The following is a 24,049-nucleotide window of genomic DNA, read 5'->3' as shown; positions in this document are numbered from 1 at the left end:
GCGCTTGACTTAAAGTTCACTTCAACTTGTAGCTTGAGCGTTCGTCCATTGCAATCGCCTCTCGCACAGGGAAAGCATCATGCCGAACGATCGACAAGTCGCCAGTTCTTCATCGTCCATGACAGTTCTACGGCTCGTGCTGGCGGAGGGCCGGCCCGACAATCCATTCGCCGGCCTCCGCATCGCCATTACCGGCGGCACGTCGGGCCTGGGCCTCGCCCTCGTTAGGGAATTGATGCATCGCCAGGCGCGGGTCGCGTTCGTCGCGCGCCGGCGGGATGGCGTTGAGCGCGTCATACGTGAGCTGACGGGCGCGCATGGCGTTGTCGGCGACATTTCGAAAAAGGACGACGTTCATCCCATCGCCATGCAGATCCTGGGCACGCTTGGCGGTCTTGATGTGCTCATCAACAATGCTTCGCATCTGGGGCCAACGCCGCTGGCGCTGCTGGCGGACACGGAATGCGAAGATTTTGAGCGCGCGCTCGCCACAAACGTCCTCGGCCCGTTTCGGTTGGCCAAAACACTGCTCGGCTCACTGGCGGAATCCGCGTGGGAGGGGCGCACAGCGGTGGTGGTGAATATTTCGAGCGACGCGGCGATCAATGCGTACCAGAAATGGGGCGCCTATGGCGCCAGCAAAGCCGCGTTGCATCATTTGAGCCGTATCTGGGACGACGAGCTTGGCGGCGTCGGCGTGCGTGTTCTCTCGCTGGATCCGGGCGATATGGATACGCCGTTGCATGCGGCGGCGGCGCCCGACGCGGATCGCTCGGCGCTTCAGCGCCCGGAGATTGCGGCGCGCAAACTCCTCGATACGCTCGCCGCCTTGATGGCGCGGCCGAAGCCTACTTCGAGCGACGCGACGCGAGAGGGCGCAATGTGATCGCCGCCAGCGCGCCAGTCCAGCGCCCGCCGGGCGCGAAGCTGCTGCACGCCGACAAGCGCGGCAATATCGGCCGGCGCGCACGGTCGGAATTCGCAAGCCTTGTCAATCCCGGGGACGTTGTCATCGCCAATAATGCGGCGGTCTTGCCCGCCAGCCTGTTTGGCCGGCATGGCCCCAGCGGCGGCCGGATTGAAGTGCGGCTTGCGGGCCGTCGTTCGCTCCAGGAGATCAAGCAATTTTTCGCCGTCATATTCGGAGAGGGCGACTTTCGCACGCGCACCGAGGATCGGCCAAAGCCGCCGCCGATCCATCCGGGGGACCGGCTGGCCCTTGGCCCGCTCAATACGATCGTCGCGCGCGTGCTGAATCACCCTCGCTACGTCGCGCTCGACTTCGAGGGCTCGCCGGCAGAGATTTGGGAAGGCTTGGCGCGCCATGGCCGCCCGATCCAATATGCGCATATCGCGACGCCGCTTGCCCTGTGGGACGTGTGGATGGCGATCGCCGGTCCGCCCGTCGCGTTCGAGGCGCCGTCGGCCGGCTTCGCGCTTGATTGGCGCATGATCGAATCGATGACGGCGCGCGGCATCCGCTTTGGCGCGATCACGCACGCTGCCGGAATTTCATCGACGGGCGATGCGGAACTGGACGCGCTGCTGCCCTTCGATGAACCATACCGCATTCCGCGATCGACCGCGCGGATCATAGCCGAGGCGCGCATGCGCGGCGGCCGCGTCATTGCGATCGGCACAAGCGTCGTGCGGGCGCTGGAGCACGCGGGCGCGATGTTCGACGGCGACGCGCCCGCCGGCGAGCGCTTGGCGACGCAGAAAATCGATTCCTGTTCCAGACTGCGCGTGGTGGACGCCATTCTTTCGGGAGCGCACGAGCAAGGCTCGAGCCATTATGAGCTTTTGCGCGCCTTCGCGGGGAATGAAACGCTCAGCCGCATCGATGCGGAATTAGAGGCGCGCGACTTTCGCTCCCACGAATTTGGCGACTCGGTCTTTATAGAGAAGGCCGACGACAAAGCGCCCGTTCAGGCTGGCGCATCGCCTTACCCGCCACGGGAGTCACAGCCGATGGTTTTCGCCCACGATCACCCTTCGATCCCATAGGTCGCCAGAAGCGCTTTCATCCGCTTGCACGCGCGCTCAGGATCGACGATCAGCCCCGCACGGTCGGCGAGGCGAAACACGTCGGAATAATGCAGAATCCTGCGCGCCGATTGCATGGCGCCGAGCATGATGAAATGGTCCTGGAAGCCATTGAGCCAGGCCAAGAACACGATTCCCGCCTTGTAATATTGCGTCGGCGCCTCGAATATTTTGCGCGACAACGGCACGGTCGGCGCCAGAATCTCATCATAGCCGGCGCGATCGCCAGCGCCGAGCTTCACAAGCGCGGCGGCGGCGGCAGGCGCGATCGGGTCGAAAATGCCGAGCAGGCCGTGCGAATGATGCGCGCCGTCGCCGGCGATCAGTTCCGCATAGTTGAAATCGTCGCCCGTATACATACGCACGCCGGCTGGAAGCCGGCGGCGCAGATCGATTTCCTTGCCAGCGTCGAGCAGAGAAATCTTGACGCCGTCGATGCGCGCCTGATGACGCGCGATAATGTCGAGAACGCCGCTCATCGCCCCTTCGATGTCCCCGGCGCCCCAATAGCCCGCGAGGGCGGCGTCGAACATGTCGCCGAGCCAATGCAGGATGACGGGCTCTTTCGCCTGGGACAGAATGCGGTCGTAGACGAAGGCGTAATCGTCGGGGCCTCGCGCGACGCGGGCGAGCGCGCGGCTCGCCATCATCACGACGCGGCCGCCATGCTTTTCGACGAAGCCGACCTGCTCTTCATAGGCGGCGACGACATCGCCGAGCGTGCGCGCGGCGGCGGGGTCGAGATGATCCGTGCCGGCGCCGCAGGCAAGGTCGGCGCCCGGCCGCGCTTTGGCCTCCGCGAGCGCGCGCGCAATCAGTTCCTGCGCGCCATTCCAGTCCAGACCCATGCCGCGCTGCGCCGTGTCCATCGCCTCGGCGATTTTAAAGCCGAGATCCCAAAGACGATGGCGAAAGGCAAGCGTGCGGTCCCAATCGACCGCCGAGCGCGACAGCGAATCCGCGCCTGAGAGCGGATCGGCGACCACATGGGCCGCTGCATAGACGATCCGCGGGAAATCGCGCGTTTCCTTCGCCGGATAGGGCGAGGGCGGCGAAAGTTCGAAGGACTGAAGCGAGCCATCGCCGGCAAGCAATTTCAGACCGACCATCGCTCTCCTCCCTTTGGCGCGGCGCCGACCAGCAAACCGACCATGCTCTTGTTGCGAGCGTTGGCCGATCATAGCATCGGAACGTTCCAAATTCAAGACAGGCGCGCAAATGTCATATAAATCGCTGCATTCTTGGGGTAAAACACTCGTCGTTGACATCATCTGGGTTGTTCGATAGGAACGTTCCAAATCAATAATGGCGGATGAATACCGCCTTTGGCATGGGTTCGGGAGGAGACAGGCTTTGGCCGATGCGAGACCTGCTCAGCGCAGGTCGCCCACGATGATCGATATCGCGCGCGCCGCTGGCGTGTCGAAGTCGACCGTATCGCTGGTCTTGCGCGATTCCGCCCAGGTGAAGGGCGAGACGCGCCAGCGCGTCGAGCAGGCGATGCAGCGCCTCGGCTATGTCTACAATCGCGGTGCCGCTAGTCTGCGCGCCGCATCGTCCGACTTCGTCGGCATGATCATCAGCGATCTGACCAATCCGTTCTTCGCCGAACTTGCCGTCGGCATCGAGGATGCGCTTTACCGCCTCGGCTTCGTGCCGATCCTCGCCAACACCAATGAAGATCATGAGCGGCAGGCCCATGTCCTGCGATCGCTGCGCGAACATCACGTCGCCGGCGTCATCATGAGCCCGGCGCGCGGCTCCGACGCCTGGAGCCTGGCGAGCCAGTTGCCGGCCTCGATTCCCGGCGTCATCACCATGCGGCGGATGATCGGCAGTCCGCTGCCCTATGTCGGGCCGGACAACCGCACCGGCTCGCGCGAGGCCGTGGAGCACTTGCTGCGGCTAGGACATCGGCGCATCGGCTATTTTGGCGGCGACGCCACGATGACGACGCAGCAGGAGCGGGTCGGCGGCTGGCGAGACGCGCTTGCGGGGGCTGGCATTCTGGCGGACGAGACGCTCGTTTTCGAGACCCTGCCGACCCGCGAAGGCGGCCGCCAAGCGGTCGACCGGGCGTTGGCTCTGCCGCGGCCGCCCACCGCGGTCGCCTGCTATAATGACATCGTTGCGATGGGCGCGACGCGGGCGTTCGCCAGCCGCGGAATCATCCCCGGCGTCGACATCGCCGTCGTCGGCTTCGACGACATAGCCGAGGCCGAGCACAATGCGCCGCCGCTGACCACGGTCAACGCCGACACACGTTTCCTGGGGGCGCAATGCGCCGAAAGCCTGCTTGGGCTGATCCGCGGCGAAGACCCGGCCGGCCTTTCGTTCCTGGGGCAAACCAAGCTGATTGTGCGGGAAAGCTGCGGCGCGGCCCGGCGTGAAAGGAAGGCGTCATGACCGGAGCTTTGCGTTGGGGTCTGATCGGCGCGACGACAATCGCACGCGAATGGATGATCGCCGCGATCCGCGCCGAAGGCGGCGTCATCGCCGGCGTGATGAGCACGAACGCCGCACGCGGCGCCGCCTATGCCGCCGAGCACGATATTCCTCTGGCGACGACATCGCTCGATGCGCTGTTCGACAAGGTCGACGCGGTCTATGTCGCAACGACCAACGATCTGCATTACGGACAGGTTCTCGCAGCCGCCAAGGCGGGCAAACATGTGCTTTGCGAAAAGCCTCTCGCGCTGAATCTGCAAGAGGCGCGCGAGATGGTCGCCGCCTGCAAGGCGGCGGGCGTGACGATGGCGACCAACCATCATTTGCGCAATGCGGCGACCCATCGCGCGATGCGTGGGGCGATCGCGGAGGGGCGCATCGGGCGCCCGCTTTTCGCCCGGGTTTGCCATGCCGTCTATCTGCCTGAGCATTTGCAGGGATGGCGCATCAAGGACCCGAAAACGGGGGCCGGCGTCGTGATGGACATCACCGTCCATGATGCCGACACATTGCGCTTCGTGCTCGGCGACGAGCCCATCGCCGTCACCGCCATGATCCAGAGCGCCGGGATGGGCGAAGGCGCCATCGAAGACGGCGTGATGGGCGTCGCACGGTTTAAATCGGGCCTCATCGCTCATTTCCATGACGCCTTCACCAGCCGCTACGCCAAAACCACGTTCGAAGTGCATGGATCGGACGGCTCGCTATTCGGCGCCGATTGCATGACGCAACGCCCAATCGGCACAGTGACCTTGCGCGACAAGCACGGCGAGGCTTTGCTGCCGCTCGCGCAGGAAAATCTCTACGAGCGTTCCGTGCGCGCGTTCCAAGCCGCGATCCGCGGCCAAGGCCTGCCCTCGGCTTCGGGCGAGGATGGCGTGCGCTCGATGGCGATGGCGATCGCAACGCTCGAGGCGGCTCATTCCGCGCGCGAAACCGCCGTCGAGCCGGGGCTTTAGCCGATGGCCTTTCCGAGCGTCCTCACCGCCGACGAAGCCGCCCGCCTGATTCCGGACGGCGCTATCGTGACGATATCCTCGTCTTCCGGCCTTGGCTGCCCTGACGCCGTGCTCGCGGCGATCGGCCGGCGTTTCGACCAAGCCGGCCATCCGCGCGACATCACCACCCTGCACCCGATCGCCGCCGGCGACATGTGGGGCATTGGCGGCGTCGATCATCTGGCCAAGCCTGGCTGCCTCGCCCGCATTATCGCGGGCTCCTATCCCTCCGGTCCGTCGAAGGCGGAGCCGCCGAAGATCTGGCAAATGGTCTCAGGCGATCAAATCCCCGCCTACAACATCCCTTCGGGCATCCTGTTCGACATGCATCGCGAGGCGGCGGCTAAGCGGCCTGGCGTGCTGACCAAGATCGGCATGGACACATTCGCCGATCCCGCCCGCCAGGGCTGCGCGATGAACGCCAAGGCGGCGGCGAGGCCCGTCGTCTCCCGCGTCGCCTTCGCCGGCGAAGACTGGCTGTTCTTTCCCGCCATCATCCCCAATGTTGCGATCATTCGCGCGACGACAGCGGATGAGCGCGGCAATCTTTCCTATGAACATGAAGGCGGCTATCTCGGCCCGCTCGATCAGGCGCTGAGCGTGCGCAACAATGGCGGCATCGTCATCGCGCAGGTCAAGCGGCTCGCCAAGGCGGGCACGCTCAAGCCTCTCGATGTGTTCGTGCCCGGCATTCTCGTCGATGCGATCGTCGTCGCGCCCGAACAGATGCAAACGACGCAGACGGTTTACGATCCCGCAATTTCGGGTGAAATCTTCCGGCCGCTTTCGACTTTCGAACTGCCTGAATTCAACATTTCCAAAGTCATTGCGCGCCGCGTCGCGCAGGAGCTGCGTCAGGGCGATGCCGTCAATATCGGTTTTGGCGTCTCCGCCAATGTGCCGCGCATCCTGATCGAGGAAGGCCAGCACGGCGCCGTCACCTGGGTGATCGAGCAAGGGGCGGTTGGGGGCGTGCCGCTGCTCGACTTCCAGTTCGGCTGCGCCGCCAACGCCGAAGCGATCATGCCCTCGCCTTATCAGTTCACCTATTTCCAGGGGGCCGGCTTTGATTGCTCGCTGCTCTCCTTCCTTGAGATCGACCAGCGCGGCTCGGTCAATGTCTCCAAGCTTGGCGCGCGCCCGCATGTGACGGCGGGCGCGGGCGGCTTTGTCGACATCACGGCGCGGGCCAAGAAAATCGTCTTCTCCGGCTTTTTCACCGCCGGCGCGGGCCTTGCCGTCGAGGCGGGCAGGCTGCGGATCGCGCGGGAAGGCAAGATCGCCAAACTGGTCGAGGAAGTCGAACAAGTGTCCTTTTCCGGCGGCCGCGCCATCACCCAAGGCCAGGATATTACCTATGTCACCGAGCGCTGCGTCATGCGCTTGACCGCAAAGGGCGTCACGGTGACCGAGATCGCGCCGGGCGTCGACCTCGACCGCGACATTCTGGGGCAGGCGAAGTTTCCGCTTGTCGTCTCCGACCAATTGAAGGCGATGGATGTGACGCTGTTTCATCCTGGGCCGCTCGGCCTCAAACTGCCGCCATCGCCGCCTCGCCGCCTGGAGTGCGCGTCATGACCGACGACCGGATTCGCCTCGCCTTTGACGGGCCAATCGCCAGGCTCACGTTGAAGCGTCCTGACAAGCTCAATGCGCTCGACCGTGCGATGATCGTTGCGCTGGCGCGCGCCGCGGAAGCGATCGAGGATGCGTCGGACATTCGTGTCGCCATCCTGTCGGGCGAAGGCAAGGCGTTTTGCGCGGGCGGCGACATCGCCGCCTGGAGCAATCTGCCGCCGCTCGAAATGTGGCGCGACTGGACGCGGGTTGGCCATCGCGCATTCGAGGCTCTGGCGCGGCTGCGCGTGCCTCTCGTCGCGGCGCTAACAGGCCATGCCTTCGGCGGCGGCCTGGAGCTCGCAGCGACCGCCGACATTCGCATCGCCGAGACGGGGATCAAACTTGGCCTGCCCGAAACGGGCCTCGGCATGGCGCCGGGATGGTCGGGCACGCAGCGTCTCGTCCGGCGTTTTGGCGCGCAAGTCGTGCGCCGCATGGCTTTGGGCGGGCGGATGTTCGAGGCTGAAGAGGCCCTGGCGCTTGGACTGGTCGATGAAGTGGTCGAAGCGGGCGAGGGATTGACGCGCGCCGAAGCGATCGCGCGGGCTATCGCAGCGCGCGGGCCGGTGGCGGCGCAGATCGTCAAATCGATGATCAACGCCGCCGAAGGCGAAGACAGCGATGCGCCGATCGAGGCGCTCGCCGGCGCGTTCACGGCGACGACGCGAGATCTTGGCGAGGGCGTCGCCGCCTTCAACGACAAGCGTCCGCCGCATTTCGAGGGTCGATGATGATGAGAACGACGCAGGAGGCGCGCGACAGTTCTGGCAATCGAAGGCTTCGGGAGCGCTTGGCCACAGCACGGGAGCCGAATACAGTGATGACAAGACTTTCCACGTCCACAAAGTCCGCGCGCCCATGGACGGCCCGGGCTGCGATGCTGACGTGAAGGAAGGCGGGGGTCGAGATTTCGGCCCTTGATGACGACGGCGCCGGACCGAATCCGGTGGGGAGATGTCGCTTATTTGGAAGGCAATAATATGAAGTTCCGCACCATGCTTATGGCGGGCGTCGCGCTCGCATCGGCGGCCGGTTTCGCCGCCTCGGCGCATGCCGCAGACGACAAGACCGTGCAAATGCTGCACTGGTGGACCTCAGGCGGCGAAGCGGCCGCGTTGAATGTCCTCAAGGGGGATCTCGCGAAGGAAGGCTTCGCCTGGAAAGACGTGCCCGTGGCGGGCGGCGGCGGCGAAGGCGCCATGACCGCGCTGAAAGCGATGGTGGCGGCGGGCAACCCGCCGACCGCTTCGCAAATCCTCGGCTATTTCGCCGTCGACTATGCCGAGGCCGGCAAGCTGGGCGACATCACGTCGCTGGCGACCAAGGAAAATTGGGCGAAGGTCGTGCCGACGGCCCTGCAGAAATTCACCACCACCAATGGCAAATGGGACGCCGTCCCGGTCAACATCCACTCCGTCAATTGGGTCTGGATCAACAAGGCGGTGCTGGAGAAGATCGGCGGGACCGAGCCGAAGACCTTCGACGAGTTCATCGCTTTGCTCGATAAGGCCAAGGCGGCGGGCGTCATTCCGCTCGCGCTCGGCGGCCAGCCCTGGCAGGAAGCGACGATGTTCGACTCGGTCGTCGCCTCGACCGGCGGCATCGAGTTCTACAAGAAGGCTTTCGTCGATCTCGATGAAAGCGCCTTGAAGTCCGACACGATGAAGAAGTCCTTCGACAATCTCGCCAAGCTGAAGGCCTATACCGATCCGAACTTTGCGGGCCGCGACTGGAACCTCGCCACCGCGATGGTGATCAAGGGCGATGCGCTCGTGCAAGTGATGGGCGATTGGGCCAAGGGCGAGTTCAAAGCCGCCAATAAGGAAGCCGGCAAGGATTTCCTCTGCTATCGCTTCCCCGGCACCGACGGTTCGGTGATCTACAACACCGATATGTTCGCGATGTTCAATGTTCCCGCCGATCGCAAGGCCGCACAATTGGCGCTTGCAGACGCGACGATGAGCATCAGCTTCCAGTCGGCGTTCAACGTGGTGAAGGGTTCCGTGCCGGCGCGCATGGACGTTCCCGACACCGCGTTCGACATCTGCGGCAAGAAGGGCATCGCCGACGTGAAGGCCGCCAATGCCGACGGCAAGTTCGTCGGTTCAATGGCCCAGAACTACGCCCAGCCGCCGGCCGTCGCCGGCGCCTATCATGACGTCGTGACCAAGTTCTTCCATGGCGAGATCAAGACCTCCGACAGCGCCGTGACGGAGCTCGTCAAGGCGATCAACGCCGCGAAGTAACCAACGCCAATCCGCCCCCGCTCGCGCGGGGGCGGTCCCTCCTTCGCTTGAACGAACGCGCCCATGACCGAGATCACTGTCGCCCCGCTTGCCGATGTCACTATGCCGCGACCGCGCGGGTCGGTGCGCGGGCGCTTGCAAGACGCCTTGCCCAAGCTGGTGCTGGCGCCCTCGTTCGCCGCGATCCTTCTGTTCGTCTACGGCTTCATCCTGTGGACGTTCTATCTATCCTTCACCAATTCGAAGGCGTTCGCCAACGACCATCTCGTCGGCCTGAGCAATTACCAAAAGCTTTGGACGTGGACGTTCGAGACCGATCCGCCCTCGGGTTGGTACACCGCGATCATCAATATGGGGCTGTTCGGCGGGCTCTATGTGGTCTGCTGCCTCGCCCTCGGCCTGACGTTGGCGATCTTGCTCGACCAGAAGATTCGCGGCGAGGGTTTCCTGCGCCCGATCTATCTCTACCCGCTGGCGCTGTCTTTCATCGTGACCGGCACGGCATGGAAACTGTTTCTCGATCCGGGCATCGGCCTCGAAAAGGCGGTGCATGATCTGGGATGGACGAGCTTCTCATTCGACTGGGTCGTCAATCCTCGCATGATGATCTATTGCGTCGCGATCGCCGGCATATGGGCGAGCTCCGGTTTCGTCATGGCCTTGTTTCTGGCGGGACTGCGCGGCATCGACGGCGAAATATTGAAGGCCGCGCAGATCGACGGCGCCTCGGGCTTCATGATGTACCGTCGCATCATCATCCCAATCATGCGGCCGGTGTTCTTCTCGGCCTTGATTATTTTGACCCATCTGGCGATCAAATCGTACGATCTTGTTCTATCGGTCACCGGCAAGAACCCTGGCGGCGCCGCCGAACTTCCCTCAACCTTCATGTATTCCTACACGTTCACGCGCAACCAGATGGCGGTCGGCTCGGCGAGCGCCATCATCATGCTGATGGCCATCGCGGCGATCATGGTGCCCTATCTCTATTCCGAATTGCGGGAGAAGAGCCAATGAGCGCCGCCGACGCCCTGCTCGCCGCCGAGCCGAGGCGCGATCCCTCGCGCTCCTCGATGACGACGCGCATCGTGATCTATGGATTGCTCGGCTTCTTCGCGATCGTCTATCTCCTACCGCTCGTCGTCATGGTGATGACGTCGCTGAAGCCGCTCGACGAAGTGACCGGCGGCAATATGTTCGCGCTGCCCAAGGAACCCAATTTCGACGCCTGGGCGAAGGCCTGGGGCACGACCTGCGTCGGCCTCACCTGCGAGGGCATCAAGGGCTATTTCTGGAACTCGATCAAGATGGTGATCCCCGCCGTCCTGATCTCGACGCTGCTTGGCGCCCTCAACGGCTATGTCTTGACCAAATGGCGTTTTGCCGGCCACCGCCTGGTGTTCGGCCTGATGCTGTTCGCTTGTTTCATTCCGTTCCAGTCCGTGATCATTCCCATGGCGGTGATTTTGGGAATGCTCGGCGAATGGGGCAATTTTTTCACCGACAATCTTGGAGTGTCGCTCGGCTTTGGCAATCCGACCGTCAATCTGGTTCTCGTCCACACCGTCTATGGACTGGGTTTCACCACCCTGTTCTTCCGCAATTTTTACGAGGCGTTCCCCACCGAACTCGTCAAATCGGCGATGATCGACGGCGCCGGCTTCTTTCAGATTTTTCGCCGCATCATGCTGCCCAATTCCGGACCGATCTTCATCGTGACGGTGATCTATCAGTTCACCAACATCTGGAACGATTTTCTGTTCGGCGCGACCTTCGCCGCTGGCGATCAAAGCCCGATGACGGTGGCGGTCAACAATGTCGTCAACACCTCGACCGGCATCATTGAATATAACGTCAATATGGCGGCGGCGATCATCGCCGCCGCGCCAACCTTGTTCGTCTATGTCGTCGCCGGGCGCTATTTCGTGCGCGGCCTGATGGCCGGCGCGGTCAAAGGGTAAAATCGATGTCCTTTCTTGAAATCCGTAAGTTAAAGAAGCGTTTCGGCGCGCTGGAGATCATCAAGGGCGTCAATCTCACGCTTGAGAAGGGCGGGTTTCTCGTACTCGTCGGCCCGTCCGGCTGCGGCAAGTCGACCTTGCTGAATATGATCGCGGGCCTCGAGACCATCAGCGAAGGGGAAATCTCGATCGACGGCTCCGTCGTCAACGATCTCCATCCGTCCAAGCGTGACATCGCCATGGTGTTCCAGTCCTACGCCCTCTATCCCAATATGAGCGTCGAGCAGAATATGGCGTTCGGCATGGAAATGCGCGGCGTGCCGAAGGCGGAGCGCGACGCCGCCGTGACGGAAGTCGCCAAAACGCTGCAGCTCGACCATCTTCTGAAGCGCCGGCCGGGCCAATTGTCGGGCGGCCAGCGCCAACGCGTCGCCATGGGCCGCGCCCTGGTGCGCAAGCCGCGCGTCTTTCTATTCGACGAGCCGCTGTCCAATCTCGACGCCAAACTGCGCGTCGACCTGCGCACCGAGATCAAGCGTCTGCATCAAAGCACGCATGCAACGATCGTCTATGTCACGCATGACCAGATCGAGGCGATGACGCTGGCGACCAAGATCGCCGTCCTCAAGGAGGGCGTGCTGCAGCAGGTCGGGACGCCGTACGAAATCTACAACAACCCGGCCAATCTGTTCGTCGCCGATTTCATGGGCTCGCCGTCGATGAACCTGATGACGGGCAAAGTGACGCGGGCCAACGGCCATGCTTCCGTCCTGCTGGAGCGCGTCGACGGCGCGCCGATCGAGCTGCCCGCGCCGCGCGGCGCCGATATCAGCGCGCTCACCGACGGGCGGGCGGTCATTATGGGCATACGCCCCGAGGCGATCACCGATCTCGACGGCGCCGATCGCCATTCCAAGGGCATATCGATGGTCGACGCGCGGGTCGATGTGGTGCAGCCGGCGGGCTCCGACACTTTTGTCGTCACGAAGATCGCCGGCAAGGAAGTGACAGCGCGCATGCGCGCCGAGACGATCGTGCAGCCCGGGCAGACGGTTCCCTTCGCCTTCAATCTTGACAAGGCGCTGCTGTTCGATCCGGCGTCGGGCGCGAGGCTTTGAGGGGCGGCGCTCACGTTGAGGCCGCCGATGACGCCGCCTGACGATCCAGACGTCGTCGTCATCGGCTCGGGCATGGGTGGCGCGACTTTTGCGGCGCGGCTCGCGCCTTCGGGCGCGCGCATTCTCATTCTGGAGCGCGGCGACCGGCTCGTGGACCGCCCGGAGACGCGCGATGCGCGCGCGATCTTCCAGAAGGGCGTATTCCGTCCGAAGGAGACCTGGTTCGACGCCGCGGGCGAATCCTTCAATCCCGGCAATTATTATTACGTCGGCGGCAACACCAAGCTCTATGGCGCGGTGCTGATCCGCTATCGCGCGCAGGATTTTGCGCCGGTCCAATATGCCGATGGGCAAACGCCGGGCTGGCCATTCGCCTACGAAGAACTGGAGCCTTGGTACAGCCGCGCCGAAGCCCTCTATCAGGTGCGCGGGCGCCTTGGCGAAGATCCGACCGAACCGGCTCATTCCGCCCCCTATCCCTTTACGCCCGTGCCGGACGAACCTGCGATCGCAGCGGTGCGCGAACGGCTGGCGAAGGCGGGCATGCATCCGTTCTCGCTGCCGCTTGGCGTCGATATCGACCGCTGGCTCGCCAGGGCGAAGACCCCTTGGGACGCCTTCCCCGACACCAATACCGGCAAGATGGACGCCGAGACCTGCGGCCTCAAAGGCGCGCTGGCGCATGACAATGTCACGCTTGAGACCGGCGCACGCGTCGTGCGGCTGGAGACCGATAGCGCCGGGAAGAGAATCGAGACCATCGTCTATGAGCGCGCGGGCGAGACGCGGCGCCTGAGCCCGAAACTCGTCGTGCTCGCGGCGGGCGCGGTCAATTCCGCGCTGCTGCTGCTGGCCTCCGCCAATGGCGCGATGCCCAAGGGCCTCGCTAATCGCGCCGATCAGGTCGGGCGGCATTTCATGAATCACAATAGTTCGGCCGCGCTCGCCATCGACCCATTCAGGCGCAACGATTCGATCTACCAGAAGACGATCGGCCTCAACGATTTCTATCTCGACGACGGACGTGGCGGCCCGCCGCTCGGCAATGTCCAATTGCTCGGCAAGATTTCGGGCGCGATCCTCAAATCGCAATTGCGCCTTGCGCCTGAATTCGCGCTGGAGATGATGGCGCGCCGCGCCGTCGATTTCTACCTGATGAGCGAAGACCTGCCCTCGCCCGACAGCCGCGTCTGGCTTGATGGATCGCGCGTCGTGCTGGACTGGCGCCCGTCCAATATGAGCGCCCAGAACGGCCTTGTCGCGCGGATGCGCGAAGTGTTGCGCGCGGCGGGCTTTCCGGTCGTTCTCGTCAAGCCCTTCGACCGGCGGACGCCGTCCCACCAATGCGGCACGATCCGCATGGGCCAGGACCCGGCCAAAGCCGCCGTCGATCCCCATTGCCGCGCGTTCGACCATCCCAATCTGTTCGTCGTCGACGCCAGCGTGTTGCCGACCTCGGCGGGCGTCAACCCCTCGCTCACCGTCGCCGCGCTCGCGTTGCGCGCCGCCGAACATGTCAGAACAACGGAGCTTGCGGCATGAGCGCCGCGCGGCCTGTCGCCCTCGTCACCGGCGCCCGGCGCGGCATCGGGCGCGCCTGCGGCGAGGCGCTGGCGCGCGCGGGCTTCGATATCGCCGCCACCGACCTTGTCATCGACGCGACCGCGCGCGAAGCGCAGGCGGCCTTCGAGACGGCCGGTGCGAGCGCCGCGTTCTTTACGCATGACCTTGCGGCGATCGACAGCCACGCCGCGCTCGTCGCTTCGGTTTTGCAGCGCTTCAAGCGCCTCGATTGCCTCGTCAACAATGCCGGACGCGGCGCCGTCATACGCGGCGACCTTCTCGCGCTCGCGCCGGAGAATTTCGACGCCGTGATGAGCGTCAATCTGCGCGGCGCGCTGTTCCTGACCCAGACAGTGGCGCGCGCGATGCTTGGCGCGGGAGAGACGGGCCATCCGCGCTCGATCGTCACGATCACTTCGGTTTCGGCCGAGATGGTCTCGCCCGACCGTGCGGAATATTGCGTTTCGAAAGCGGGACTTTCGATGGCGATGAAAGCCTTCGCCGCGCGCCTTGCGCCCGAAGGCATCGCCGTATTCGAAGTGCGCCCCGGCATTATCCGCACCGATATGACGGCGCCGGTCGCCGGTCGCTACGATTCGGTGATCGCGGGTGGTCTGGTTCCCGCGCGCCGCTGGGGCGAGGCCGCCGATGTCGGCGCCATCGTCGCCGGTCTCGCCTCGGGGCGGTTTGCTTTCGCGACAGGCAGCGTCGTCGCCGCCGACGGCGGCCTGTCGTTGCCGCGCCTGTGAGCCAATCGGAGAAGACGATGGCCGATTACATCATCGTCGGCGCGGGGCCGGCCGGCTGCGTGCTGGCGAACCGGCTGAGCGAGGACGAGGACGTTTCCGTCCTGCTGCTGGAAGCGGGCGGCAGCGATTGGCATCCATTTTACCATATGCCCGCGGGCTTCGCCAAAATGACCAAGGGCATCGGCTCCTGGGGTTGGGAGACCGTGCCGCAGCGGCATATGAATGGGCGCGTGCTTCGCTATACCCAGGCCAAGGTGATCGGCGGCGGTTCGACGATCAACGCGCAGATTTACACACGGGGCAATGCGCTGGATTACGACGCATGGGCGGGGGAAGAGGGCTGCGAAGGCTGGAGCTATCGCGAAGTCCTCGCCTATTTCAAGCGCGCCGAAGACAATCAGCGTTTCGTCAACGATTATCATTCCTACGGCGGTCCGCTTGGCGTCTCCATGCCGATTTCGCCGTTACCGATCTGCGACGCCTACTTTCGCGCGGCGCAGGAGATGGGCATTCCCTATAATGACGATGTCAATGGCGCGCGCCAGGAGGGCGTCGGCTTCTATCAGCTCACCCAGCGCAACGCCCGACGTTCTTCGGCCGCCGTCGCCTATCTCAATCCCGTGCGCGACCGGCCCAACCTTGCGATCCGCGCCGGCGTGCTGACGACGCGCGTCGTCATTGAGAATGGCAGGGCCGTCGGCGTTGAAATTCTGGGTAAGAATGGCGCGTCGAAGGTTCTGCGCGCTGAACGCGAAGTGCTTGTCACATCGGGCGCGATCGGCACACCCAAGCTGCTGCTGCAATCGGGCATCGGGCCGGCCGATCATCTCAAGGCGGTCGGCGTGCCCGTGACGCATGATCTGCCTGGCGTCGGCGCCAACCTTCAGGATCATCTCGATCTTTATGTCATCGCCGAATGCACCGGCGACCACACTTATGACGATGTCGCCAAGCTGCATCGATCCGCTTGGGCGGGGCTCCAATATCTGCTGTTCAAAAAGGGGCCGGTGGCGTCCAGTTTTTTCGAAACCGGCGGTTTCTGGTATGCGGATAGGGACGCGCGCTCGCCCGACATCCAGTTTCATCTTGGCCTGGGTTCGGGCATCGAGGCGGGCGTGGCGCGCATGAACCATCCCGGCGTGACGCTGAACTCCGCTTTTCTGCGGCCCCGTTCGCGCGGCACAGTGCGCCTCGCAAGCGACGATCCAAAAGCGGCGCCGTTGATCGACCCCAATTACTGGGCCGATTCTTATGATCGCGCGATGTCGCTGGCGGGCCTTAGAATCGCGCGCGAGATTATGCGGCAGAAGGCGCTCAAGCCGTTTATTCTCGCCGAATATCTTCCCGGCCCCGACAAGGTCAGCGACGACGACCTTTTTGACTATGGCTGCCGTCACGCCAAGACCGATCATCATCCCGTCGGCACATGCCGCATGGGGCATGATGCGCTCGCCGTCGTGACGCCCGATCTGCGCGTGCGCGGCATTGAAAATCTGCGCATTTGCGACGCCTCGATCATGCCGAAAATCGTGTCGTCCAACACCAATGCCCCGACGATCATGATCGGCGAGAAAGCCGCCGATCTGGTGCGGGGTCGCGAACCGCTGCCGGCGGTGTTGTTCTCGACCAACCAGGCGCGCGCGTGAACCGCGTCGTCAGTGCGCGGCCGTCACGCCGCCGACTTTCTCATAAGCCGCCTTCGTGCGCTCGGTCGGGCGCACGGCGAGACGTTCGGCGAGGAGGGCGCGGGCGAGGCTGGTCTGGCCTGAGCGTTCGGCGGCGGCGATCAGCGTTTGCGTGACGATGTCGCGCTGGGCGTGGCTGCCGCCGATGCGGATCACCTTGTAGCGAACGGGCAGGATCAATTCCACCGTGCGCGCATAATCGCCCTGGGCGAAGGCGAGCACGCCATCGATCAGACGCCGGCCGACATCGACGGTGAACTCGAGGTTGTCGCCGCTTCCATCGCGCTCGTAATCGTCGAGAGAGCGGCGCAGCCGCGCCACCCCCTCCGGATCGTTCGCCCGCGACACCGCTAGCGCAATATGCAGGTCGTTGAAGACAAGCACGTGGTCGTCGACATGGGTCAGCCATTGGCGCGCCAGCGGCGCCCAGCGGTCGCCGACATCGGCGCCCGCGAGTTCGAGACGCCACAACACCGCCGAGGCGTCGACGAGATCAAGCAGCGAATCGCCCGATATTTTCGGCGCGACGAAACGGTCGTAATCGGCGAGCACTTCGGCAAAACGCCCCTCTTCGATGAGGTAGAGCGCAAGATGCCAGCCATTGTGCACAGACAAAGCGTGCGCCTTGCTCCAGGACGGGCGCGAGCGTTTCAAGAAGTCGATGCCCTCGCTCTGGCGGCTCTCCGTCTCCAGCACATGGGCGATGGCATGCACCGCCCAGCCGTCTTCGGCATTGCGCGCGATCGCCTGGCGCCCAAACTCCTCGGCGCGGCGCAGTTCGCCCGCTTCCTCCAGCCCGAAGGCGTATTGGCCAAGCACGAAGCCGTAATTGGGGTTTTCGCGATCCCAGGCCGGCAGGACGCGCGCCACGGAATCGCGGATGCTGACGGAATGGCCGAGATAGAAATAGCTGTCATGGGCGAAGCGCAGGGCGAGCGCGTCGGTCGGGTGATCGACGAGTATGTCCTCCCAGATGTCGGTCGCGCCGATGATCTGGCCGGCCGCCCAGGCCTTGGCGGCGGCCAGATGCCGCTGCTCGCGCGACGAGGCGCCTGACAGCGCGGCTTCGGCAGCGCCGATCGCCTTAACCACCGCCGGATTGTCGCCGCGAAAGCCATTGAGCAGGAATAGCGAGGCGATCGCGCTGCTGCCCAGGTTGAAAGCGGGATCGCTGTCGACCGCCTCCTGCAGCGTCGCGATCGGATCGCCCTTCCAGGCGTAATAATCGCTGACCGCGCGGTCGAGGGCGTCGGCGGAGGCCGGCGCGCCGGCGAGTTCCAGTCCCTGCTGATCTCTGGCCATAGACGGCTCCTCAATGTTTGGCGGGAAGGGAGAGGATGAAGTTTTCTATGTCTTTGGCCACAAGCGCCGGGCTCTCCCAATGCGGGGCATGGCCGATGTCTTCGTAATGGATAGCGACCAAGCCGGGGATCTTGCGCGCCAGCGCTTTTTGCGCCTGCGCGTCGAACACGCCGTCGCGAACGCCCCAGATCGACAGAGCGGGAAGCGTTATTGGCGTCGACAAAGCGGCATCGTTCAACAAGCCGTCGACCGTTCGCCGCCAGGCGTCGAGGCTAAGTTTCATGCTCTCGTCGACGAAAATGGCCAGTTGCGCGGGCGCGAGCGGTTGATGCGCCGTACTCGCCTGAAAATCTGTCGCATAGTCGCGCGGCACGCGATCGGCGAAGCCGGCGAGATCGGCGCGCATTTCCTTGAGGCCGGCATGGCCGCCCGTGCTGGGCGCCGCACTGATCAGGATAAGGCTGGCCAGAAGATCAGGACGGCTTTCTGCAACGCGTTGCGCGACGATCGTGCCGAGCGAATGGCCGATAAGATGGACAGGCGCGCCGCCCAGAGATTCGATGAAGGATATGGCGTCGGCGACAAAATCGGGGATCGCGTAGCTCTCGGCCGGTTCACTTGCTCCATGGCCGCGCTGATCCAGCGCGAAGAGCTGGAATTTCGCGCTGAGGGCGGGAAACAGCAATTCGAAGCTGCGCCAGGAATCGGTGAAGCCGTGCAGTAGGACGATTCGAGGACCCTTGGCGCCGACGCTCACATAATGATGACGCCGGCCGCTCGGCAGGCGGATGTCGTGATGGATCGGTGCGGCGCTCGCGGTCATGAGAGGGTCTCCATTCCAGCGGCCGTTAAACCTCAAGAAAGGCGTTCAGTCTATAAAAATAATAGTCTGATCGACGTCCCTCGGCCTCGATGCCGGCCATGACGAGACCACGGTCCGCGCCGCTACCAGACAAACGCCTCCGTCGTCGTCCGCCGCCCCACCAGAAACGCGTCGGCGACGAGCTGAAACGGCGCGGCGTCCATCGCGCCGCGGCCGGCGTCGAGCAATTCGGCGAAATGGCGATAGATGCCTTCATATTCGGCCATCGGCGCTTCGACCGTCAGCGCGCCATCGACTAGGAGCTTCGAACCGCCATGAGTCAGGCGCAGGGCGACGCCGTCCCCGGTCGCAACATTGATGTTCCAGCTCTGGTCGCCCTCCTGGCGCCAGTCGAATTCGGCGGTGAGGCGGCTCGCGGCATTTTCACATGCCAGGCTCGTGAGAACAAGCGAGGCGGCGATCGGCGTGTCGCGGTTGGCGGGATAGACCAGGTCCGCGCTTTTCACGAAGGCGGGCGCCGGCATGATTTTGGTGAAGATCGACAGCGCGTTGATGCCGGGATCGAACACGCCAAAATTGCCGGCGTCCCAGATCCATTCCTGGCCGGGATGCCAGCGGCGCACATCCTCTTTCCATTCGATGTGCAAGGAACGAATTTTCTTCCCCGCCAGGCGCTTTTTGGCCTCGTCGACCGCCGCATTATATTGCGAATGCCAGGTCGCGAAAATCACCTTGCCGCGCGCCGCCGCGTAGGACGTCAGATCGTTCATCTCGGCCATGGTCGGCGCCGGCGGCTTTTCCAGCAGCACATGCTTGCCCGCGTCCAGCGCCTCGCGTGCGATGGCGTGGCGCACGCTGGGCGGCGTGCAGATCGCCACGGCGTCGAGATCGGGCAGCGCCGCATAGAGCTCGGCCGGCGTGCGGAAGGTGGGAACGTCAGGCTGCTGCAGGCCGCGCTGGCTGACGAGGCCGGCCAGCCGGAAGCGCGGGTCTTTGGCGATGACGGGCAAATGCTGATCTTGCGTAATCTTGCCAATGCCGATGACGCCAATGCTGTAGGATTTCACGCCGGGCTCCCCTCGTTTGCTCCGCGGCAGATAGGCCGATTGGCGTCCGTTGGGCAAGAGCGGCGGCGCGCCATCGAACGGCGCCTTGCCGTAACCGACAAATTCGCTGGCCGGCGCTCTGGCAACGCGCGCTTCGCCATGGTCTAATGCGCTCAAACCCTTATTCGCGAACGATGTCACGAGAGACTTCGCCATGAATGCACAATCGGAAATGCTCGGCGCGCTTGGAAGCCGGCGGCATGGGCATACCTTGCCGCGAAAATTCTATACCGATCCGGCCTTCTACCAGGCCGACCTGGAGAACTTGTTCTATCGCGAATGGCTGTTCATCGGCCATGATTGCGAAGTCAAACAGCCCGGCGATTATTTCACCCTTCAGGTCGGCGATTATCCCATTGTCGTGGTGCGCGGGCGCGACGGCGCCATCCGCGCCTTTCACAATTCCTGCCGGCACCGCGGCTCGCGCGTCTGCGCGGCGGAAAAAGGATCGTCCGTCCGGCTGGTCTGCCCCTATCACAACTGGAGCTACGATCTCGACGGCCGGCTGTTGTTCGCACGCGACATGGGCAAGGGCTTCGACCCCAAGCCGCTCGGCCTCAAACCGGTCCATTGCGAGAGCATCGCCGGCTATCTCTGGCTGTGCCTTGCCCCCGAGGCGCCCGACATCGCCGAATTCCGCGCCAAGGCGGAGCCTTATTTCGCGCCGCACCGGCTGAGCGAAGCCAAGATCGCCTATCAAAGCACGATCGTCGAGAACGGCAATTGGAAGCTGGTGTGGGAAAACAATCGCGAATGCTATCATTGCGCGCCCAACCATCCCGAACTCTGCCGCACCTTTCCAGAGGCGCCGACGGTGACGGGCGTGGAAGGCGCGATGAGCGATCCTTTTATTGCGAACCATTGGGCGCGCTGCGAGGCGCTCGGCCTGCCGAGCCGCTTCGAGCTTTCCGCCGACGGCCAATATCGCGCAACGCGCGTGCCGCTGATGCGCGAGGCCGTCAGCTATACGATGTCAGGCAAAGCCGCGGTGCGCCGGCCGCTCAGCGAGGATGTGCTTGAGCCTAATATTGGCGCGCTGCTGCTGTTCCATTATCCCACGACATGGAATCACATATTGGGCGACCATGCCGTGAGCTTCCGCGTGCTGCCGCTGGGTCCGACGCAAACCCAGGTCACCACCAAATGGCTGGTGCATAAGGACGCCGTCGAAGGCGTCGATTATCAAATTGACGAACTCACGACGGTCTGGAACGCCACCAACGATCAGGACCGACGCATCGTTGAGGAGAACCAGCGCGGCGTCTCTTCGCCCGCTTTCGAGCCGGGGCCCTATAACGCCCTGCATGAAGGCGGCGTGATGCAATTCGTCGAATGGTACGCCGCCGCGACGGAGCGGGCTTTGGGTGCGGGAGCGGCTAAAGCCTCCCCCCTACGCCGGGCGCGTCAAGGCTAAGACGCCAAGGCCAGCCTTCTCGCACTTTGCCGCCTAGCCAAGCGCGTCGCCTCGGCCCGTCCCGTAAAGACTGGCGCTTGGCGACACAGCCGCTTTGCAACCAGAGCCAAGCCGAATATTCTGGAGCCGCGATCTTTCTTCAAGGAGCGCCTTTCCATGAGACGCGGGAGGTATCAGTTGATTTTCCGGCGCCTTGCGATTGCGCTCGTAGTCCCGGTCATGGCGGCGATCGCCGCAACGCCCGCTATGGCCGACAAGCGCGTCGCCCTCGTCATCGGCAATTCTGCCTATCGCAGCGTGTCGCGGCTCGACAACCCAACCAACGACGCCAAGCTGATGGCCGATACGCTGCGCAGCCTTGGCTTCACATTGGTCGGCGGCGGCGCGCAGCTCGATCTCTCCAAGGCGCAATTCGAAAGCGCGTTGCAGAGTTTTGGCGATCAGGCGCAGGGGGCCGACGTCGATCTTTTCTATTATGCCGGCCATGGCGTGCAGGTGCGCGGCAAGAACTTTCTGGCGCCCGTGGAAGCCAAGCTGACGAAAGAGGCCGACATCTTCGTTCAAATGGTGGACGCGGAAGCGGTGCTCAGCCAGATGGAGGGATCGGGCGCCAAGCTCAATCTCGTCATTCTCGACGCCTGCCGCAACAATCCTTTTGGCGGGAGCACCCTGCGCGCGATCGCCGGCGGCCTCGCGCAGATGCAGGCGCCGGAGGGCACGCTGATCTCTTACGCGACCCAGCCCGGCAATGTGGCGCAGGACGGCGCCGACGGCGACAGCCCCTACACCAAAGCGCTCGTTCAGACGATCCGCCAGCCGGGGGTCGGCCTGTTCGACGTTTTCAATGAGGTCGGGCTCTCCGTGAAGCGCGCCACCGGCGGCGCCCAGCAACCCTGGGTGTCGTCATCGCCAATCGAGGGCGGCTTTTATTTCACGGGCGGGGCGGCCAATGCGGCGTTAATCGCGGCCAATGACGACAAGGTCGTCGCGCGGCCTTCGCCCGACAAGAAACCGGCGGCGAATATGACGGTCGCCGCGCTCTCGCCGGCGCGCACCCAACAACCGACGCAGCCGCCCGCTAATTCAAAGCAGATCGCGGCGCTTGACGCCGACGCGCCCAAGATCGCGCCTGTGGACGCAGCGCGCGCGGACGCGGAACCGGAATCCGTGGCCGGCGCTTGCGACCGGCTGGCTTCGTTTCGCGTCGATTCCTCGCGGCCGACCGATAGCGCGGCTCTCGATTTCGACCGGAGCGAGGCGAACCGGGCCGTGGCGGCGTGTCAGGCCGCGCTGGCGGCGGAGCCGAGCAACCCGCGATTGATGTTCAATCTGGGCCGCGCGCGGGCGCGCGCCGGCGGCGAGGCCGAGGCGGCCACACTTTTTCGCAAGGCGGCCGAGGCGGGGCATGCCGGCGCCATGTTCAGTCTCGGCCTCGCATTCGCCAATGGCGCCGGCGTCGCCAAGGATCCCGCCGAGGCCGCGCATTGGTATCGCAAAGCGGCGGATGCGGGAAACGCCGCGGCCATGAGCAGCCTCGGTCTTGCCTATGAAATGGGCGTCGGCGTTGAGGCGGACGCTGAGGTCGCCATGCTTTGGTGCCGCAAGGCGGCGGAGGCCGGCGACACGCCCGCCATGAATCGCCTCGGCCTCGCCTATTCCAATGGGTTTGGCGTCGCCAAGGACCTCGGGCGAGCTTTGAACTGGTTCCGCAAGGCCGCTGAGGCTGGAGGAACCCGAGCGATGGTCAATCTCGGCCTCGCTTACGCCGAGGGCGCCGGCGTCGCAAAAGACGCCGTGGAGGCCGCGCGCTGGTTCCGCAAGGCCGCGGAGGCGGGCAATCCCGTGGGCATGAATCATCTCGGCTTCGCTTATGAGCGCGGCAAGGGCGTCGCCCGGGACCCAGTCGAAGCCGTGCGCTGGTATCAGAAGGCGGCGGAGGCGGGCAACGTATACGCGATGAACAATCTTGGCCTTGCCTACCGGAACGGCGTCGGCGTCGCCAAAAATGAAGCGGAGGCGGAGCGCTGGCTCAGCAAAGCGCGCCAATAGACTTCCCGTTCCGGCGCGATTCCGGGCGCTGCAAAAATCAGGAATTCGGCTTCGGGTCCGATCGGCCCGCTGCGGGCTCGTCGTCCTGAGGCGATTTCTGCGGCATGCGGGCCATGCGCGCCTTGATCCGCGCCGCCTCGGTCGGGATCTCCTGCCTGGGGCGCTTCTCGCGGCTGGCGGGAAAGAGCACTTTTGGCTGCTTGGTTCTCATCAACTTTCCCTAGCCTGTTTCGTGAAGCGAGGCGAGAGCCGGCGTTCATGCCTGGGGCATGGTCTTCGGCGTCTGCCCGGAGCGGGAATATTGAACCCACGGGAAGACCGGCCTGTCGCCCGCGACGGCCGGCGGCGCAACATCCCTCTCCATGGCGGCCTCCTTGCGTTGCAGGCCGCTAAAGGGCGCCGTCGCCCCTCACAGATAGTTCTCCGCTTCGCCGCGCCCCAGGGATAAGAGGACGATATCGACGGCGGTCGACGTCACCCATTCGCAATCTTCCGCCTCATTGATGGCGAACAGGCAATTGTCGGCTTCGTCGCGAACGCGCTGGGCGGTCAGCCACGGCCTCACGCCATCAGCGATCTGCCAGGCATGAATCGCGCCCCAGGAGACGCCGGCGATGACGTCGAGGATTTCATTACGCAGCCGTTCGTCACGATAGCTGAAGCGAGTCATATCGCTCTCCTCGCTTTTGCGAGCGTGGCCCGAACCGCCTTCGGCCTCCTGAGCCAAGCGCCATCCATAGCACTATCTGCGGGCGAGCGCGACAAGGCTCACGGAATCGCGAAGCCGACTTCAAAGCTCGCGCATCTTGAAGATCATGAGCCCATGCGGCAAGCGCGCTGAACGTCTGCGAATTGCCTATCGGTCTCGTCCTCGCCTTATGGCCTTCTCCTGGATTACTTTCTGCCCTATCGTCCGCGGCC

General features: G+C 64.2%; 21 protein-coding genes and 1 pseudogene. 16 read left to right on the top strand and 6 right to left on the bottom strand.

Going from position 1 to position 24,049, the window contains the following annotated elements:
- Window positions 1-79: 79 nt before the first annotated feature.
- Window positions 80-886, top strand: coding sequence for an SDR family oxidoreductase (locus GSQ90_RS01675; RefSeq protein WP_158812741.1), 807 nt, complete (start codon window positions 80-82; stop codon window positions 884-886).
- The gene (locus GSQ90_RS01670; RefSeq protein ID WP_158812740.1) at window positions 883-2,007 is read left to right on the top strand and encodes an S-adenosylmethionine:tRNA ribosyltransferase-isomerase; all 1,125 of its coding nucleotides are present in this window, start codon (window positions 883-885) and stop codon (window positions 2,005-2,007) included. The genes GSQ90_RS01675 and GSQ90_RS01670 overlap by 4 nt, the downstream gene beginning before the upstream one ends.
- Here GSQ90_RS01670 and GSQ90_RS01665 read toward each other — a convergent pair.
- On the bottom strand, window positions 1,989-3,155 hold the full coding sequence (locus GSQ90_RS01665) for a dihydrodipicolinate synthase family protein (RefSeq protein WP_158812739.1): 1,167 nt from the start codon (window positions 3,153-3,155) through the stop codon (window positions 1,989-1,991). The two genes, GSQ90_RS01670 and GSQ90_RS01665, sit on opposite strands and share 19 nt — an antisense overlap.
- A 244-nt stretch (window positions 3,156-3,399) precedes the next feature.
- Between GSQ90_RS01665 and GSQ90_RS01660 the strand changes: the two genes are divergently transcribed.
- From GSQ90_RS01660 to GSQ90_RS01610, 11 genes are all read left to right on the top strand, one after another.
- Window positions 3,400-4,452 carry a LacI family DNA-binding transcriptional regulator gene (locus tag GSQ90_RS01660; RefSeq protein WP_158812738.1) on the top strand — a complete coding sequence of 351 codons (1,053 nt, stop codon included), beginning with the start codon at window positions 3,400-3,402 and terminating at the stop codon, window positions 4,450-4,452.
- Entirely contained in the window at window positions 4,449-5,453 is a 1,005-nt protein-coding gene (locus tag GSQ90_RS01655) for a Gfo/Idh/MocA family protein (RefSeq protein WP_158812737.1), read from the top strand. The genes GSQ90_RS01660 and GSQ90_RS01655 overlap by 4 nt, the downstream gene beginning before the upstream one ends.
- A gap of 3 nt (window positions 5,454-5,456) precedes the next feature.
- Window positions 5,457-7,070 (top strand): acyl CoA:acetate/3-ketoacid CoA transferase, encoded by a 1,614-nt coding sequence (locus tag GSQ90_RS01650; protein WP_158812736.1) that lies wholly within the window; start codon window positions 5,457-5,459, stop codon window positions 7,068-7,070.
- Window positions 7,067-7,843, top strand: coding sequence for an enoyl-CoA hydratase/isomerase family protein (locus GSQ90_RS01645; RefSeq protein ID WP_158812735.1), 777 nt, complete (start codon window positions 7,067-7,069; stop codon window positions 7,841-7,843). Before GSQ90_RS01650 ends, GSQ90_RS01645 begins: the two co-directional genes overlap by 4 nt.
- Window positions 7,844-8,107: 264 nt before the next feature.
- Window positions 8,108-9,358 (top strand): ABC transporter substrate-binding protein, encoded by a 1,251-nt coding sequence (locus GSQ90_RS01640; protein ID WP_158812870.1) that lies wholly within the window; start codon window positions 8,108-8,110, stop codon window positions 9,356-9,358.
- Between the two features lie 63 nt (window positions 9,359-9,421).
- Window positions 9,422-10,375 (top strand): carbohydrate ABC transporter permease, encoded by a 954-nt coding sequence (locus tag GSQ90_RS01635; protein WP_158812734.1) that lies wholly within the window; start codon window positions 9,422-9,424, stop codon window positions 10,373-10,375.
- Window positions 10,376-10,431: 56 nt separating this feature from the next.
- On the top strand, window positions 10,432-11,319 hold the full coding sequence (locus GSQ90_RS01630; protein ID WP_246731381.1) for a carbohydrate ABC transporter permease: 888 nt from the start codon (window positions 10,432-10,434) through the stop codon (window positions 11,317-11,319).
- Window positions 11,320-11,324: 5 nt separating this feature from the next.
- A complete protein-coding gene (locus GSQ90_RS01625; RefSeq protein ID WP_158812732.1) occupies window positions 11,325-12,437 on the top strand; it encodes an ABC transporter ATP-binding protein in 1,113 nt (370 codons plus the stop codon).
- Between the two features lie 27 nt (window positions 12,438-12,464).
- Window positions 12,465-13,979: a GMC family oxidoreductase gene (locus tag GSQ90_RS01620; protein WP_158812731.1), complete on the top strand. Its 1,515-nt coding sequence runs from the start codon at window positions 12,465-12,467 to the stop codon at window positions 13,977-13,979.
- The gene (locus tag GSQ90_RS01615; RefSeq protein ID WP_158812730.1) at window positions 13,976-14,749 is read left to right on the top strand and encodes a 3-ketoacyl-ACP reductase; all 774 of its coding nucleotides are present in this window, start codon (window positions 13,976-13,978) and stop codon (window positions 14,747-14,749) included. Before GSQ90_RS01620 ends, GSQ90_RS01615 begins: the two co-directional genes overlap by 4 nt.
- A gap of 17 nt (window positions 14,750-14,766) precedes the next feature.
- Window positions 14,767-16,395, top strand: coding sequence for a GMC family oxidoreductase (locus tag GSQ90_RS01610; RefSeq protein ID WP_158812729.1), 1,629 nt, complete (start codon window positions 14,767-14,769; stop codon window positions 16,393-16,395).
- A gap of 9 nt (window positions 16,396-16,404) precedes the next feature.
- Here GSQ90_RS01610 and GSQ90_RS01605 read toward each other — a convergent pair whose 3' ends face one another.
- From GSQ90_RS01605 to GSQ90_RS01595, 3 genes are all read right to left on the bottom strand, one after another.
- Window positions 16,405-17,736 (bottom strand): tetratricopeptide repeat protein, encoded by a 1,332-nt coding sequence (locus tag GSQ90_RS01605; protein ID WP_158812728.1) that lies wholly within the window; start codon window positions 17,734-17,736, stop codon window positions 16,405-16,407.
- Between the two features lie 10 nt (window positions 17,737-17,746).
- The gene (locus tag GSQ90_RS01600) at window positions 17,747-18,559 is read right to left on the bottom strand and encodes an alpha/beta fold hydrolase (protein ID WP_158812727.1); all 813 of its coding nucleotides are present in this window, start codon (window positions 18,557-18,559) and stop codon (window positions 17,747-17,749) included.
- Window positions 18,560-18,681: 122 nt separating this feature from the next.
- Window positions 18,682-19,626, bottom strand: coding sequence for a Gfo/Idh/MocA family protein (locus GSQ90_RS01595; protein ID WP_158812868.1), 945 nt, complete (start codon window positions 19,624-19,626; stop codon window positions 18,682-18,684).
- A 193-nt stretch (window positions 19,627-19,819) separates the two neighbouring features.
- On the opposite strand from GSQ90_RS01595, the gene GSQ90_RS01590 reads away from it, so the two are divergent.
- The 3 genes and pseudogenes from GSQ90_RS01590 to GSQ90_RS32800 all read left to right on the top strand — a co-directional run bounded on the left by GSQ90_RS01590 (window position 19,820) and on the right by GSQ90_RS32800 (window position 23,128).
- Window positions 19,820-21,079 (top strand): aromatic ring-hydroxylating dioxygenase subunit alpha, encoded by a 1,260-nt coding sequence (locus tag GSQ90_RS01590; RefSeq protein WP_158812726.1) that lies wholly within the window; start codon window positions 19,820-19,822, stop codon window positions 21,077-21,079.
- Window positions 21,080-21,298: 219 nt separating this feature from the next.
- A pseudogene (locus GSQ90_RS32275) lies at window positions 21,299-22,093 on the top strand (caspase domain-containing protein); the annotation flags it as partial.
- A 9-nt stretch (window positions 22,094-22,102) separates the two neighbouring features.
- Entirely contained in the window at window positions 22,103-23,128 is a 1,026-nt protein-coding gene (locus tag GSQ90_RS32800) for a tetratricopeptide repeat protein (RefSeq protein ID WP_371418322.1), read from the top strand.
- Between the two features lie 37 nt (window positions 23,129-23,165).
- Here GSQ90_RS32800 and GSQ90_RS01580 read toward each other — a convergent pair whose 3' ends face one another.
- Window positions 23,166-23,339, bottom strand: coding sequence for a hypothetical protein (locus GSQ90_RS01580; protein ID WP_158812724.1), 174 nt, complete (start codon window positions 23,337-23,339; stop codon window positions 23,166-23,168).
- 198 nt (window positions 23,340-23,537) lie between these two features.
- Entirely contained in the window at window positions 23,538-23,798 is a 261-nt protein-coding gene (locus GSQ90_RS01575) for a hypothetical protein (RefSeq protein WP_158812723.1), read from the bottom strand.
- Between the last annotated feature and the right edge of the window lie 251 nt (window positions 23,799-24,049).

This window comes from Methylocapsa sp. S129 (assembly GCF_009765995.1).
Taxonomy (GTDB): domain Bacteria; phylum Pseudomonadota; class Alphaproteobacteria; order Rhizobiales; family Beijerinckiaceae; genus Roseiarcus.
This window is presented reverse-complemented; position numbering and strand designations above follow the sequence as displayed.

Coding starts and splice junctions, on each gene's coding strand:
- GSQ90_RS01665 (WP_158812739.1), bottom strand. CDS start 3,155: ATGGTCGGTCTGAAATTGCTTGCCGGCGATGGCTCGCTTCAGTCCTTC.
- GSQ90_RS01600 (WP_158812727.1), bottom strand. CDS start 18,559: ATGACCGCGAGCGCCGCACCGATCCATCACGACATCCGCCTGCCGAGC.
- GSQ90_RS01615 (WP_158812730.1), top strand. CDS start 13,976: ATGAGCGCCGCGCGGCCTGTCGCCCTCGTCACCGGCGCCCGGCGCGGC.
- GSQ90_RS01650 (WP_158812736.1), top strand. CDS start 5,457: ATGGCCTTTCCGAGCGTCCTCACCGCCGACGAAGCCGCCCGCCTGATT.
- GSQ90_RS01610 (WP_158812729.1), top strand. CDS start 14,767: ATGGCCGATTACATCATCGTCGGCGCGGGGCCGGCCGGCTGCGTGCTG.
- GSQ90_RS01605 (WP_158812728.1), bottom strand. CDS start 17,736: ATGGCCAGAGATCAGCAGGGACTGGAACTCGCCGGCGCGCCGGCCTCC.
- GSQ90_RS01640 (WP_158812870.1), top strand. CDS start 8,108: ATGCTTATGGCGGGCGTCGCGCTCGCATCGGCGGCCGGTTTCGCCGCC.
- GSQ90_RS01675 (WP_158812741.1), top strand. CDS start 80: ATGCCGAACGATCGACAAGTCGCCAGTTCTTCATCGTCCATGACAGTT.
- GSQ90_RS01575 (WP_158812723.1), bottom strand. CDS start 23,798: ATGACTCGCTTCAGCTATCGTGACGAACGGCTGCGTAATGAAATCCTC.
- GSQ90_RS01655 (WP_158812737.1), top strand. CDS start 4,449: ATGACCGGAGCTTTGCGTTGGGGTCTGATCGGCGCGACGACAATCGCA.
- GSQ90_RS01635 (WP_158812734.1), top strand. CDS start 9,422: ATGACCGAGATCACTGTCGCCCCGCTTGCCGATGTCACTATGCCGCGA.
- GSQ90_RS01625 (WP_158812732.1), top strand. CDS start 11,325: ATGTCCTTTCTTGAAATCCGTAAGTTAAAGAAGCGTTTCGGCGCGCTG.
- GSQ90_RS01630 (WP_246731381.1), top strand. CDS start 10,432: ATGACGACGCGCATCGTGATCTATGGATTGCTCGGCTTCTTCGCGATC.
- GSQ90_RS01580 (WP_158812724.1), bottom strand. CDS start 23,339: ATGAGAACCAAGCAGCCAAAAGTGCTCTTTCCCGCCAGCCGCGAGAAG.
- GSQ90_RS32800 (WP_371418322.1), top strand. CDS start 22,103: ATGACGGTCGCCGCGCTCTCGCCGGCGCGCACCCAACAACCGACGCAG.
- GSQ90_RS01590 (WP_158812726.1), top strand. CDS start 19,820: ATGAATGCACAATCGGAAATGCTCGGCGCGCTTGGAAGCCGGCGGCAT.
- GSQ90_RS01645 (WP_158812735.1), top strand. CDS start 7,067: ATGACCGACGACCGGATTCGCCTCGCCTTTGACGGGCCAATCGCCAGG.
- GSQ90_RS01620 (WP_158812731.1), top strand. CDS start 12,465: ATGACGCCGCCTGACGATCCAGACGTCGTCGTCATCGGCTCGGGCATG.